This window comes from Octadecabacter algicola (genome assembly GCF_021532625.1).
Lineage (GTDB): Bacteria > Pseudomonadota > Alphaproteobacteria > Rhodobacterales > Rhodobacteraceae > Octadecabacter > Octadecabacter algicola.
Map to the genome: position 1 here is coordinate 323516 of NZ_JAKGAR010000001.1, position 13270 is coordinate 336785.

16 protein-coding genes and 2 tRNA genes are annotated in these 13270 nt (G+C 55.0%); 7 read left to right on the forward strand and 11 right to left on the reverse strand.

Features of this window, described 5'->3' with window-relative positions; genetic code table 11:
* Positions 1–41: 41 nt before the first annotated feature.
* Positions 42–116: transfer RNA gene (locus tag L0666_RS01575), tRNA-Asn, on the reverse strand.
* 64 nt (positions 117–180) lie between these two features.
* Positions 181–1092, reverse strand: coding sequence for an MBL fold metallo-hydrolase (locus tag L0666_RS01580; protein WP_235257436.1), 912 nt, complete (start codon positions 1090–1092; stop codon positions 181–183).
* Between the two features lie 68 nt (positions 1093–1160).
* Between L0666_RS01580 and L0666_RS01585 the strand changes: the two genes are divergently transcribed.
* Positions 1161–2477, forward strand: a complete 1317-nt coding sequence (locus tag L0666_RS01585) for an ATP-binding protein (protein WP_235257438.1) — start codon at positions 1161–1163, stop codon at positions 2475–2477.
* 92 nt (positions 2478–2569) lie between these two features.
* Here L0666_RS01585 and L0666_RS01590 read toward each other — a convergent pair.
* Positions 2570–2646, reverse strand: a tRNA-Ile gene (locus tag L0666_RS01590).
* Between the two features lie 115 nt (positions 2647–2761).
* Between L0666_RS01590 and purM the strand changes: the two genes are divergently transcribed.
* The 3 genes from purM (at position 2762) to rnd (ending at position 5853) form a co-directional block, all read left to right on the forward strand.
* Complete coding sequence (gene purM, locus L0666_RS01595) at positions 2762–3808, forward strand: phosphoribosylformylglycinamidine cyclo-ligase (RefSeq protein WP_235257440.1); 1047 nt, start codon at positions 2762–2764, stop codon at positions 3806–3808.
* On the forward strand, positions 3805–4398 hold the full coding sequence (purN, locus tag L0666_RS01600; protein WP_336246260.1) for a phosphoribosylglycinamide formyltransferase: 594 nt from the start codon (positions 3805–3807) through the stop codon (positions 4396–4398). The genes purM and purN overlap by 4 nt, the downstream gene beginning before the upstream one ends.
* A gap of 297 nt (positions 4399–4695) precedes the next feature.
* Positions 4696–5853, forward strand: coding sequence for a ribonuclease D (gene rnd, locus L0666_RS01605; protein ID WP_235257442.1), 1158 nt, complete (start codon positions 4696–4698; stop codon positions 5851–5853).
* Between the two features lie 6 nt (positions 5854–5859).
* On the opposite strand, the gene L0666_RS01610 is transcribed toward rnd, so the two are convergent.
* Positions 5860–6348, reverse strand: coding sequence for a hypothetical protein (locus tag L0666_RS01610; RefSeq protein WP_235257444.1), 489 nt, complete (start codon positions 6346–6348; stop codon positions 5860–5862).
* Positions 6349–6466: 118 nt separating this feature from the next.
* Between L0666_RS01610 and L0666_RS01615 the strand changes: the two genes are divergently transcribed.
* Positions 6467–6868 carry a SufE family protein gene (locus L0666_RS01615; RefSeq protein ID WP_235257446.1) on the forward strand — a complete coding sequence of 134 codons (402 nt, stop codon included), beginning with the start codon at positions 6467–6469 and terminating at the stop codon, positions 6866–6868.
* Between the two features lie 21 nt (positions 6869–6889).
* On the opposite strand, the gene L0666_RS01620 is transcribed toward L0666_RS01615, so the two are convergent.
* The 3 genes from L0666_RS01620 to L0666_RS01630 form a co-directional block, all read right to left on the reverse strand.
* Positions 6890–7525, reverse strand: coding sequence for a DUF1638 domain-containing protein (locus tag L0666_RS01620; protein ID WP_235257448.1), 636 nt, complete (start codon positions 7523–7525; stop codon positions 6890–6892).
* On the reverse strand, positions 7518–8123 hold the full coding sequence (locus L0666_RS01625; RefSeq protein ID WP_235257450.1) for a glutathione S-transferase family protein: 606 nt from the start codon (positions 8121–8123) through the stop codon (positions 7518–7520). Before L0666_RS01625 ends, L0666_RS01620 begins: the two co-directional genes overlap by 8 nt.
* Before the next feature lie 76 nt (positions 8124–8199).
* On the reverse strand, positions 8200–8901 hold the full coding sequence (locus L0666_RS01630; RefSeq protein WP_235257452.1) for a corrinoid protein: 702 nt from the start codon (positions 8899–8901) through the stop codon (positions 8200–8202).
* A 165-nt stretch (positions 8902–9066) separates the two neighbouring features.
* On the opposite strand from L0666_RS01630, the gene L0666_RS01635 reads away from it, so the two are divergent.
* Positions 9067–10146 (forward strand): PA0069 family radical SAM protein, encoded by a 1080-nt coding sequence (locus L0666_RS01635; RefSeq protein WP_235257454.1) that lies wholly within the window; start codon positions 9067–9069, stop codon positions 10144–10146.
* Here L0666_RS01635 and bmt read toward each other — a convergent pair.
* The 4 genes from bmt to L0666_RS01655 all read right to left on the reverse strand — a co-directional run bounded on the left by bmt (position 10143) and on the right by L0666_RS01655 (position 12330).
* Complete coding sequence (bmt, locus tag L0666_RS01640) at positions 10143–11156, reverse strand: betaine--homocysteine S-methyltransferase (protein ID WP_235257456.1); 1014 nt, start codon at positions 11154–11156, stop codon at positions 10143–10145. The two genes, L0666_RS01635 and bmt, sit on opposite strands and share 4 nt — an antisense overlap.
* Before the next feature lie 229 nt (positions 11157–11385).
* Positions 11386–11598, reverse strand: coding sequence for a hypothetical protein (locus tag L0666_RS01645; RefSeq protein ID WP_235257458.1), 213 nt, complete (start codon positions 11596–11598; stop codon positions 11386–11388).
* Positions 11599–11615: 17 nt separating this feature from the next.
* Complete coding sequence (locus L0666_RS01650; RefSeq protein WP_235257460.1) at positions 11616–11783, reverse strand: hypothetical protein; 168 nt, start codon at positions 11781–11783, stop codon at positions 11616–11618.
* A gap of 232 nt (positions 11784–12015) precedes the next feature.
* A complete protein-coding gene (locus tag L0666_RS01655) occupies positions 12016–12330 on the reverse strand; it encodes a DUF1476 domain-containing protein (RefSeq protein WP_235257462.1) in 315 nt (104 codons plus the stop codon).
* A 150-nt stretch (positions 12331–12480) separates the two neighbouring features.
* On the opposite strand from L0666_RS01655, the gene purC reads away from it, so the two are divergent.
* Entirely contained in the window at positions 12481–13242 is a 762-nt protein-coding gene (gene purC / locus L0666_RS01660; protein ID WP_235257464.1) for a phosphoribosylaminoimidazolesuccinocarboxamide synthase, read from the forward strand.
* Positions 13243–13270 lie beyond the last annotated feature (28 nt).

The window sequence follows — 13270 nt, forward strand, 5'->3', positions numbered from 1 at the left end:
ATATCCGAATGTCCATATTATCAGTATCTTACGGTGTGAATTGGCTCCGGCGGTAGGGATCGAACCTACGACCAATTGATTAACAGTCAACTGCTCTACCGCTGAGCTACGCCGGAAAACCTCGCACCGTATAGCCACAGCAATTCGGGGCGTCTAGAGGGTTTCGACGTTTTTTGTTGTCTATTTTAGCTCGAACTTTGTGGTGGCAGAAAGTTGGGGGTTTCCGGCGTCCAGCGGGGCCGCAATGTTGCGTGTTGTGAGGTCGATAAGGTGGGCCAGGACGTTGCGCTGCGCCATAGGAAAAAGGGCTGGGGCGACATCGGAATAGATTTGGCGGGTCAGTGTTTCTGGATCGGCGGGGGCGGGTTGTAGCGCCGCGATTATTTCGGCTTCGCGGGTTTTTCTATGTGCGATGAGGTCCGCAAGGCGGGATTGGGCATCGGGAATCGGCGCGCCGTGGCCGCAATAGGCGCGTTTGATGCCGGTTTGCGCCAACGCGGTGCAGGACGTCATAAAATCTGTCAGGTCCCCATCGGGCGGAGACACCAGCGACGACGCCCATCCCATCACGTGATCACCCGTAAACCCCACATCGCCGCTGACAAAACAAAGGTGGTTGCCAAAGTGGCCCGGAGTGTGGCGCGCCGTGAGAGACCAGCCATCGCCATCGATCTTATCGCCATCCGACAAGGTTTGATTTGGTTGGAAATCGTGATCAACACCTTCGCCGCTTGCCATCTGGCCCGTGGTTGCCAGCGACTGCATAACGTCAGAACGCCCCGCGCTGCTGTCACCATAGGCCAGAATCGGTGCACCCGTGACCTCTGCTAGTGGCTTTGCGAGTGGAGAATGATCAAGGTGGCTGTGTGTTACTAGGATATGGCTGACAGGACGATCTGCAATCGCAGCCCGAAGGGCGCTAAGGTGGGTTTGATCCATTGGGCCGGGGTCAATAACGATGATGCTGTTTGTGCCCAGCAGATACGTATTCGTGCCCCAATAGGTCATGGGCGACGGGTTGGGGGCCAGAACGCAGGCCAATCCGGGTTCAAGTGATACTGCTTTGCCTGCTGTGGGGCGGTTATCTGTCATCGCGCGTTCCCTTGGCGGTCGTTTCCCAGTAGCAATAGGGCAATTAGCAATCGGAAGTAGCGTATCGCATGTCTTTTAAGTGGCTCAAACGATATTTGCCGCGCAGCTTGTATGGGCGGGCCGCGCTGATTTTGATTCTTCCGGTGATTACGCTGCAATTGGGCATTTCTGTTGGCTTCATTCAACGTCATTTTGAACGCGTTACGACGCAGATGACAGAGTCCATCGTACTTGATTTGCGATACCTTCTTGAAACGGTGAATGCGGCTGGCACCTTGGAGGATGCGCAGACGGCAGGGGCGTCCATCGCAGACCCGCTTGAACTTACGATGGTGTTGCCCGCTACGGATTGGCCGGACCAAGGGATGCGTGATTGGTATGATCTAACAGGGCGTGTCGTTGAACGAACATTGCAGGAAAACCTAACGGGTCTAGGACCTGTAGTATTGCCTGATGGTCGCATTGTTCAGCTTTGGTTGGACACATCGCATGGCGATATGATGGTTGAATTTGAACGGGTTCGTGTGTCGGCGACAAACCCGCATCAGCTGTTGGTTTGGATGGTGGCACTTGGGGCGTTCATGACGCTTATTGCTTTTATATACCTACGTAATCAATTGCGTCCGATTACACGACTTGCGGCGGCGGCGACGGATTATGGTCGCGGACGCATTGTGCCGTACAACCCGTCAGGCGCAAACGAGGTCCGCGCTGCGGGGCATGCGTTCTTGGATATGCGAAACCGGATCGAACGCCAGACCCAAACCCGGACGATGATGTTGTCTGGTGTCAGTCATGATTTGCGCACCCCTTTGACCCGCTTGCGGTTGGGCCTTGGGTTGTTGGACGGGGACGAGGTCGAACCTTTGGTGCGCGATGTGGATGATATGGAACACCTATTGAACGGGTTTCTGGATTTTGCACGCGGTGATGCGGAAGACGGGACAGAACCGACGGACCCGATCGCTCTAGCTGAATTGATTCTCTCGGATGCCAAACGCATGGGGCAGGCCGTCTATGCGGGCGAAATGAGCGGTGAAGCCACAGTGGATGTGCGCCCAATGGCGCTACGCCGCGCCGTGGAAAACCTGATCGGGAATGCGCTGCGCTACGGGGCAGAAGCCCGCCTGAGCGTATCTCTCACGCCACGGGCGTTGGTCATATGTGTCGAAGACGACGGGCCCGGGATTCCACCAGAACAGCGCGAAGATGCTGTGCGCCCGTTCACCCGGCTAGACCCCGCACGCAATCAAGATCGTGGATCTGGTGTAGGTCTCGGCCTTGCTATCGTTGAAGATATTGCACGGGCCCATGGCGGCGCGTTGCGATTGGGTGAAAGCGACGATTTAGGTGGATTAAAAGCTGAGATCGTTTTGGCGCGCTAAATTGCGGCCCGTTCGTGTGAGGGGAGGGTGATACGTTTGCTGTGCAAAAAAAGTTTTGCACTCTCATTCAAAAAGGCGCCGCTTTCTGAGTGTGGTAGGCCCGGCAGGACTTGAACCCGCAACCAAAGCGTTATGAGCGCTCTGCTCTAACCAGTTGAGCTACAGGCCCCCCAAGGCACGTGGTATCAGAGCGAACGGCACCGTCAAGTTCTGACACGCAAGTTGTCACTGGAAGATTGGGCGTAAACGGGCTAGGACGCGGGCGAGAATGACGGGGATGCACGATGACTAAGAAAAATGGCCTGACTTACGCGGATGCTGGTGTTGATATTGACGCCGGAAATACCTTGGTAGAACGGATCAAACCTGCGGCGAAACGCACAAAGCGATCTGGCGTTATGGCCGGGCTTGGTGGATTCGGTGCGATGTTTGACCTAAAGGGTGCAGGATTCAGCGACCCGATCTTGGTTGGTGCAACAGACGGTGTTGGCACCAAATTGCGCATCGCCATTGATACAGGCAATGTCGATGGGGTCGGCATTGATCTGGTCGCAATGTGCGTGAATGATCTAGTGTGCCAAGGTGCAGAACCACTGTTTTTCCTAGACTATTTCGCGACTGGTAAGCTGGAGCTCGATCAGGCGACACGGATTATCAATGGCATCGCCAAAGGCTGTGAGCTGTCTGGCTGTGCATTGATTGGCGGTGAAACTGCCGAGATGCCGGGCATGTACCCCGAGGGCGATTTCGACCTTGCGGGCTTTAGCGTTGGCGCGATGGAACGTGGGACGGATTTGCCTGCCGGTGTTGTTAAGGGCGATGTGTTGCTTGGCCTTGCGTCAAACGGTGTGCATTCCAACGGCTACAGCCTTGTGCGCAAAATTGTAGAACAGTCCGGCCTTGGCTGGGGTGATGCGTCACCGTTCAGCGATGGGACGTTGGGCGAAGCGCTGCTTGCGCCGACGACCTTGTATGTCAAAGGCTGTGTTTCTGCCTTGCGCGAGCCAAACACTGTCCATGCTTTGGCCCACATCACGGGCGGTGGTTTGACAGAAAACCTGCCGCGCGTGCTGCCTGATGATTTGGGCGCTGACATAGATTTGGACGCTTGGGAGCTTTTGCCCGTGTTCAAGTGGCTGGCTGAGCAGGCGGGTCTTGAACAGAGCGAAATGCTTAAGACGTTTAACTGCGGACTGGGCATGGTAGCCGTCGTCACACCCGACAAGGTCGATGTGGCCCGTGTAATGTTTGCGATGGCGGGCCATGACGTATTTGAGATTGGTAAGATTTCTGAAGGCGAAGGCGTGCGTTATACAGGGTCGCTTCTGTGAAACGGGTCGCCATTCTAATTTCGGGTGGCGGATCCAACATGGTGGCGCTGGCGCAAAGCATGGTGGGTGACCATAAGGCGCGGCCTGTTCTGGTGCTTTCTAACGATCCTAGTGCGGGTGGCTTGACCAAAGCGCGTGACATGGGGATTGCCACAGCGGCAGTCGATCATCGGGAATATGGTAAAGATCGCAGTGCCTTCGAGGCTGTTCTTCAGGAAAAACTTGAAGAGGCGCAGCCCGATATCATTTGTCTTGCTGGCTTCATGCGTATTTTGACCGAAGGGTTCACCGCGCAATACGAGGGACGGATGTTGAACATCCATCCATCTTTGTTGCCGAAGTACAAAGGACTTCACACCCACGCGCGTGCACTTGAGGCGGGTGACAAGGTGCACGGTTGCTCGGTTCACGAAGTGACGGCGGCCTTGGATGATGGTCCGGTGCTGGGCCAAGCTCAGATCAATGTTCTGCCAGATGACACGCCGGAAACATTGGCGGCACGGCTTTTGCCGATGGAACATAAGCTTTATGTTGAGGTACTGCGCCGCTATGCGGCAGGCGATCGGTCCCTGCTGAAGATTTCGGGCTAACACTTTCGCAGCAGTTAACCTGAGCCATGACGACCCTCGACATATCCGGAGGAGGACCAAGCGTTTCAACGTTAACCGCCGCCGAGGACGCATGCCCAACTTTTTGATGTTCATCCCGCGAGAGAGCAACAATTCAAGAGTCGTAACATCCGACGGGCAAATCAATTCGTGCAAGACGGATTGTCGCCGCACTGTCGCGGATTTTGGCGGGGTATCGGCCTTTAACTTGGGGTCATGTTCCCTTACGGTTGTAGGATATGCGCGGCCTAGCTGCGCCAAAATACAGAAAAAGAAAATATGAAGACAATCACAACCACTGCCGATCTCGAGACATTCTGCAAAGAAGCCGCGAATTATCCGTATGTTACAGTCGACACAGAATTCTTACGCGAACGTACGTATTATTCGAAGCTTTGCCTGATCCAACTGGCCTATATGGGAGACGGTAAGGACGATGCGGTCCTTGTTGATCCTTTAGCTGATGGTCTGGACCTTGCGCCGTTGTATGAGTTGTTTGAAGACGCGGGCGTTGTGAAAGTGTTCCATGCGGCACGCCAAGATCTAGAGATTTTTTATGTGGATCAAGGGATTATTCCTTCGCCGCTCTTTGATACTCAAGTTGCAGCAATGGTTTGTGGGTTTGGTGAACAGGCTGGCTATGAGACCTTGGTACGCAAGATCGCCAAAGACAGTGTCGACAAGTCATCGCGTTTTACGGATTGGTCCCGCCGTCCGTTGTCCGATGCCCAGAAAACATATGCCTTGGCAGACGTGACCCATCTTCGAGTGATTTATGAGTTCTTGTCCGACCAGCTCGATAAATCTGGCCGCAAGAAATGGGTCGCCGAAGAGATGGCCGTTCTGAATGATCCCGCGACCTATCAGGCGGACCCTGACAACGCGTGGAAGCGTGTAAAAACCCGTACAAACTCCGGGAAATTCCTTGCTATCGTACGAGAATTGGCGCGGTTTCGCGAAGGTTACGCTCAGTCACGTAACATCCCGCGCAATCGTGTGTTCAAAGACGATGCTTTGGTTGAACTTGCCTCGACCAAACCAGCCAGCGAGAAAGACCTCGGGCGGTCTCGTCTGTTGCTACGCGAAGCGCGGCGAGGGGAGATCGCTGAAGGGATTTTGACAGGTGTTAAAGCTGGACTGGCCGTGAAGCCAGAAGATCAGCCAAAGCCGGACGTGCGTCGCGAAAAATTGCAGGTTAATCCGGCGTTGGCCGACATGCTGCGGGTCTTGGTCAAGGCTAAGGCCGACAATGAGGGCGTGGCGCAAAAGCTTATTGCCACCAGTGCGGATTTGGATGCGCTTGCCGGTGGCATGCGCGATGTCGCGGCCTTGCGTGGTTGGCGCAAAGAAGTCTTCGGCACAGATGCTCTGCGTCTTTGCGACGGCGAGATTGGTCTCGCTGTTAAGGGCGAAAAGGTTGTGACCTTCGAAATCTAAACGCGATTAGCGCCCGGATGTGCGGGCGTTTGTCTGCGCCTGTACTCGCACAGTGCGAATGCCGGAAAGATCTGCGCTATCAATCACATATGCAGCGCTAATCTGGCGCGAACGGGGGCTGCCCTGTGCCTCAAAGCCGGTTGGGGCTTGGGCGCGGAATTCCAAAGTTAAAACCCCATTGCTGACACCTGCATCGACCAGTTCGGCGTTGTAGTAACCTTGCGTTGGTGCGATGCCCGTTGCGCGGACGATTGCGCCCGTTGCTGAGCGTTCAATGCGAAGCTCTGTGACGCTTTGCAGCAATGCGCGGCCATCAACAATAACTGTGCGTTTGCTTTCGGTCACCAATGGACGGATGTCTTGCGGGGCGCTGGCCTCTGTGACTTCGCGGCTATTGCCGAACCAATTGAATGGATTCATGCGGCTTTCGGAAAGCCGCGCACAGCCTGACAGTGTGATCAGAACAGCGACGCTAAGAAGTGGTGTGCGAAACATTGTGGCCCCTTTGCCGAACGTGTTGGTCCTGAGTAGCCCAAAGAGACGCGCAAGAAAAGCGGGCTCTGGACGTTTGCGGGGTGGGAGCCTAAATCACGAATGAGAAGAGGAACGCACCATGGCCACCGAAGCATTTGAAGAAATCGCCGAGACATTCGAATTCTTGGATGATTGGGAAGATCGTTATGCGCATGTGATCGAGATGGGCCGAGAGATGGCGCCGCTGGATGACGTATTCAAAGTGCCTGCAACGAAAGTCGATGGCTGTGCGTCGCAAGTATGGCTCGTGCCGTCTGTCGAGGATGGTGTTTTTACGTTTCAGGGCGCAAGTGATGCGATGATCGTCAGCGGACTGATTGCGATTTTGCATGCGCTTTACAACGGGTTGCCTGTGGCTGAGGTCGCAGCAGTTGATGCGCGGGCTGAATTTGAACGGCTTGGGCTGAACGATCACCTGTCAGCACAGCGTTCCAATGGGTTACGCGCCATGATCGAGCGGATCCGATCCGTAACATCGTAACAGGACGGTCGCTGTTTGCCTTTAGGTGAGCGAGCCGAGTGTCGTTTCTAGATCGCCGTAGCCCGTAAGGCGGCGTTCAAAGGCAAGTCCAAGACGTTCTGCGTGTTCTTTGGCTTTCTCGGTCAGGGCGGGATCATCGGTTTGGGCTTGGTAAATCAACGTCTTGTAGTTCCCGAAATACATATCGCGCAATTCAGGATGGCGATCCAACCCCAGCGGTTTAACGATGAAGGCATCGAACTGGCGTACAAGGAAATCGGTGAGGTAGAAGCAATCGATCTCGTCTGTTTTGGCGAACGCCTCATTGCCTTCAAAGAAAGAATAGCAGTGCGGGCCTGCGACCATCTCGACGCCAAGATCATCACATAATGATTGCAGTAGTCCGCCTGTCCCGCAGTCCGCGTAGACGACGAAGATGTCGTCATAGTCGCTGCGAAATTTCAAAACGGCCTGTTCGACGGCGTTGGGGATCTTTTCAGGGTGAACGTGCAGGATCGCCGGAAGGCAGTGCAGGTCCATATGGGACCAGCCATTCATCTTGATCAGGTCGAGGATTTCCCGGGCCAAGGCTCCGCAGGCTAGCAAAAGAATGCGACCTTTTCCCGTCGCCGGTAGGCCGTCTGTTGTCAGAGATTGATCGTTCAGCGGCTTATTCATGGGCTTGTAAGATTCTGGCCACAGCAGGGCGGGATTTCATCGCGGCAAAATGCGCGGCGAGTTTTGGGAAGTTTTCGATATCGACCTTGTCTGCCGCGAGCCACCGACAGACGGAAACCATGTGAATGTCCGCAATCGAATATTCGTCAAGCAACCAACCGCTGTCGGGGAGTTGGCTTTCAAGATAAGCGCAACTCTCGGCCATGGTTTCTGGGACTTTGGCGACCATCGTCGCGTGTGCCGCGGGATCATCGGACCAACGTGCGCCGCGAAACTTATGCGCGTGATTCACATGCATTGTGGATGCGAGATAGCTGAGCATTTCCCGCACGCGCGCCCGTTCGATAGGGGTGTCGGGCATCAGGTTGCCGGAGAGCTCCGAGATGTATTCGAGGATCGCGGGCGTTTCCGTTAGAGGCCCAAAGTCGGTTATCAGAGCTGGGACACGCCCTTTGGGGTTCAGCGCGCGAAAGGGGGCTGCGTGTTGGTCACCGTCGGCAAAGCTGATCCAGCGTGTGTTGTAGGGCAGCCCTGCCTCTTCAAGGGCGATCTGGCTGGCGACGGCAACAGTGCCTTTGGCTGCAAAGAGAGTGAGCATATCGAGTCTTTCAAATGAAAACGCGTTCGGCGGCATTGGGCCACCGAACGCGCATGTTCGTCAAGATTGACGCGTTTTAAGCGGTTGCACCCTGATTGTGCTTGCGCGCCATAAAGGTCTTCGCCGTTTCGACCGCGACCGCCGCATCACGACAATAAGCGTCAGCGCCGATGGCTTTGCCGAACTCTTCGTTCAATGGCGCGCCGCCGACCAACACTGTGTAGTCATCACGGATGCCTTTTTCGATCATCGTGTCGATGACGACCTTCATGTAAGGCATGGTTGTCGTGAGAAGGGCGGACATGCCAAGGATGTCTGGCTGTTCTGTATCGATCGCGTCTAGATAGCTTTCAACGGCGTTGTTGATACCGAGGTCGACGACTTCAAACCCAGCGCCTTCCATCATCATGGAAACGAGGTTCTTGCCGATGTCGTGGATGTCTCCCTTAACCGTACCGATTACCATCTTACCTACGCGTGGGGCGCCTGTTTCAGCTAGCAAAGGTTTCAGGATGTGCATCCCGCCTTTCATAGCGTTTGCGGCCAGCAGAACTTCTGGCACGAACAGAATACCGTCGCGGAAGTCGTGGCCCACGATTGTCATACCACCAACAAGGGCCTGGGTCAGAATGTCGTAAGGCTGCCATTCGCGTTCCAGCAGAATGTTGACGGCTTCTTCGATCTCTTCTTTCAGCCCATCGTAAAGGTCGTCGAACATTTGCGCGACAAGATCGTCGTCGTTCAATTCGCTCAAGATGATGTCGTCTTCTTCGGACATGTTGGAATCCTTTGTTGTCTACCCTGATTTGGGCTGAAACCGTCACTTTGGTCTGGACCGATTGCGACATTGAGTGCCCGTCAAACGACGGCGATGCAAATGAATAGTTTGCGCCATCAATGTGAGGGGTGTTCATTTGTTCCGCTTTTGTTCTATATCTGGAGGATGGTAGAGACTCAGGACTTACGACGGGGGCAAGCGCGCGGACGCGGGGCGATCAGCAATACAGTTGGTCGATTTGAACCCTATGCGCGGATTGCAGTCGATGATGGTTGGGACACCCCTGAAGAGGGCATGCTGCGCACCGAGGTTGCCGTTGAAGTGCCACGAAAGGTTATCACGCGAAACGCATCGCCTGACGTACCATTTGATCGATCGATTAATCCGTATCGGGGATGCGAACACGGTTGCGTCTACTGTTTTGCACGGCCTGGTCATGCGTGGTTGGGGATGTCGCCTGGTCAAGACTTTGAGAGCCGCCTGATCGCACGCCCAACAGCACCACAAGTTTTAGAAGACGAGTTGCGAAAGAAGTCATATCGGCCAGATGTTCTGGCAATAGGAACCTACACCGACCCGTATCAACCGATTGAAAAGACGTATGGAATTATGCGTGGGATATTGCAAGTCTTGCGCGATTTTCACCATCCGGTCAGCATTGTCACCAAGGGAAGCTTGATCGAACGCGACATTGATATCTTAAAAGAAATGGCCGCAGATGGTTTGGCGCGGGTTGGCGTGTCTGTCACAACGTTGGATCCGCAAATATCGAGAGCCATGGAACCCCGCGTTCCAAGCCCCAAGCGGAGGCTTTTGATGATTGAGCGGCTGGCGGCGGCAGGCATACCTGTCACCGTTTCAGCAGCGCCTATGGTTCCGGCGTTAACGGATCATGAATTGGAATCGATTCTTAAGGCGGGAAAAGAGGCGGGGGCTACATCGGCGACAGCAATCATGCTGCGGCTTCCTCTTGAGGTCGCGCCGCTGTTTGAAGAATGGGCGCAGGTGCATTTCCCAGACCGCGCGAACCGGATCATGAACCGTGTACGCGAACTTCACGGTGGGAAGCTTTATGAAGCGGACTTCGGGACGCGGATGACAGGGCAGGGCATCTGGGCACAACAGATGAAGCAACGCTTAACCATCGCCCGTTCCCGTTACGGGTTGGACGGCGTGCGCATGCCACTTCGGCGGGACCTGTTTTTAGTTCCGCCGCGCAAGGGCGACCAGATGAGCCTGTTTTAGCTGCGACGACGTCCGCGACGTGGTGCACGGGTTGGGCCACCTCCGTCTGTGCCGTCCGATTCCGAAGAAAACCCGCCAAGAGCTGCTGCAATCGCGTCTAACGTTGGGGCTGGGCCCTTGGGACGTGTTTCCAGTGCTTCGCGCATGGCGCGCAGGTGTTCTGGGGTCGTGCCACAGCAGCCGCCGATGATTGTCGCGCCACTGTCGCGCGCAAGGCAGGCGTAATCAGCCATCAGTTCCGGCGTGCCATCATAATGGATGTGGCCGTCAACGTATTTCGGGATGCCTGCGTTGCCTTTGGCAATGACTGGCTGTTCCGGGCCAGCGGCCTGAAAGCCAAGTACGGTACGCAAAAGATCGGATGACCCGACACCACAGTTCGCACCAAACGCCAGCGGCGCATTGGGCAGTTTGCCAACCAGTTTCACCAATTCGGCGCTGGTTAGTCCCATCATTGTACGACCCGCAGTGTCAAAGCTCATGGTGCCACACCATGGCATGTCGGCCAACGCAAAGGCGGCTGCTGCTGCTTTGAATTCTTCTGCAGCAGAGATCGTTTCGACCCAGCACACATCTGCGCCGCCTGCTTTCAGGCCTTCTGCTTGTTCGTGAAACATCTCGACAGCGGATTCAAAGGTAAGCGAGCCCATGGGCACCATGATGTCGCCCGTTGGTCCAACGGACCCGGCCACGACAACCTTGCGTCCGGATTTGTCTGCAACTTCGCGGGCAATCTCTGCGCCAGCTTTGTTGATCTCATGCACCTGCTTTTCGCCACCGTGCAATTTCAAGCGGGACGCGTTGCCGCCGAATGTATTGGTTAGGAAAATGTCCGAACCGGCATCCACGGCACCTTTGTAAAGGGCGGTGATACGGTCAACATGATCGAAGTTCCAGAATTCTGGTGCATCGCCTGATTGCAGCCCCATGTTGAACAGGGTCGTGCCAGTGGCGCCGTCGGCCAAAAGCCAATCACGTGTAGAAAGCAGTTCGCTGAGGGCGTTTGTCATGTTTCAGGGCTCCGTTGATGCGAGACTGCGCTTCGCACGGGGGGGCAATGGGTGCAATTGAATAATCTTCATCATGTCGCTGAATGGAATTGCAGTGAAAATCCGTTGTTGGATTTTTGGCGGAAAGTGCATGTGATCGGCAATCCGCGCCACCATGACTAACGCAGGTATAGCGACGATCCCCGCGAAGAAGATCGCGCCGTTTTGCATCAACCGCGCGGTTAACAACTTAGACAGCGGCATCACCAAGGCACAAACAACGGCCAAGGCCGGCAAGAACGGAGGGCTTACGACGGCGGACAGGCGCAGAGCCTTGACCAGAGGCACGCTGGGACAGCAGCGACTGCGCACTGAATCCAAATGTTTGGGACAAAGCAATTGCCCTGATTCCAGCAGTGCTGGCGGCTTTGGGGCGCTGGCCTGTGTGCAAGATGGCCTGCATCAAGACATCATAGGTGCCTATGGCGCGAAAATTCCGCGCGGTAGGATCAGGCCGATGATCCATTGCAATGGCGCCGTTGCGCCAATGGCGGCCCAAACCAATACAAGATCGAGGCCCGAGATGTGTCGGAAAAAGAACGTTCCGGGCACGACCAATGCCGCAATGAGCAGAAGTTTTGGTATCACTAATCCGGACTTTAGCGGTTCACCCCCCCCGTGCGAATAGGACCTGAGCGCGCTGCAGTTGTTGTCCTGAATTTTCCATCTACAGAACCGGCCTGGTTCGGGGGGGAGTCACCATGCTTGGGCTAGACGGTGTCGGATTTTGAAAAGGTAAAGGCCAAGGTGAAATCAATCACCTTGGCCTAAGACATTGTTTAACTTTGAAGGGTATTTCCTTCAAATTGTTGGAGAAACCTTAGGCTTCGTCCATCAGCTGTGCTTTGGCTTCGGCCATGCACTCGGCCATTTTGGCACGGATCGCTGCTTCGTCTGCCAAGTGGCCAACATCGTTGAACAGCTTGCGGTAGACATCTTCGTGACCCGCTTCCTCAAAATCGGATTTGACCACTTCTTTGGCGTACTCAGCAGCGGCGTCCGCGTCTTTGCCAAGCAGTCCAGCAGCCCAAAGGCCAACCAGTTTGTTGCGGCGTGCGTCGGCCTTGAACTGCATTTCTGCGTCATGGGCGAATTTGTTTTCAAAAGCGTTTTCGCGGTCATCAAAGGTGGACATTGTCTGCTCCTCACAGGGAATGTTTCGTGTTCTCCCTAGATATGCCTCTCGCGACGCTTGCCCGCAAGGGGGGCTTGGCTTATGACGCGCTCAAGTGGCCTTTACAGACACCTTTGATCCCCCAAGGGCAGGGCCAAGCAAGGAGACAGCATGGCACGTCGCAAACTGGTTTATGAAGGCAAGGCAAAGATCCTCTATGAAGGCACAGAGCCCGGGACGTTGATCCAGTACTTCAAAGACGATGCCACGGCGTTTAATGCTGAGAAAAAAGACGTGATTGACGGAAAAGGCGTGTTGAACAACCGCCTAAGCGAGTTTTTCATGCTTGGCTTGCAACGCATCGGTGTTCCGACCCATTTCATCAAGCGCATCAACATGCGCGAACAGCTGATCCGTCAGGTCGAAATTATCCCGCTCGAAGTTATCGTGCGCAATTTTGCCGCAGGCACCATGGCCAAGCGTCTTGGCATGGAAGAAGGCACACCTTTGCCGCGCCCGATTGTGGAATTTTCCTACAAGGATGATTCTCTGGGCGATCCGCTGGTTCCAGAAGAATACATCATTGCCTTTAACTGGGCCTCTCAGCAGGATCTGGATGATATCGTTGCGCTGGCTTTGCGGGTGAATGATTTCATGGCCGGTGTGATGCACGGTGTTGGTATCAAGCTGATCGATTTCAAAATCGAAATTGGTCGTGTTTGGGACAATGAATATATGCGTCTGGTCGTCGCCGACGAAATCAGCCCTGACAGCTGTCGCTTGTGGGACATTGAGACGGGCCGCAAGCTCGACAAAGATGTGTTCCGACGTGATCTAGGTGATTTGGCTGATGCCTATACGGAAGTCGCCAAACGTCTTGGCGTGCTGCCACAGAACGCACCACCGGCGTCCAAGCCGACGTTGATCAACTGAGTTAACTGAACGAATTGCGCTATTGCGC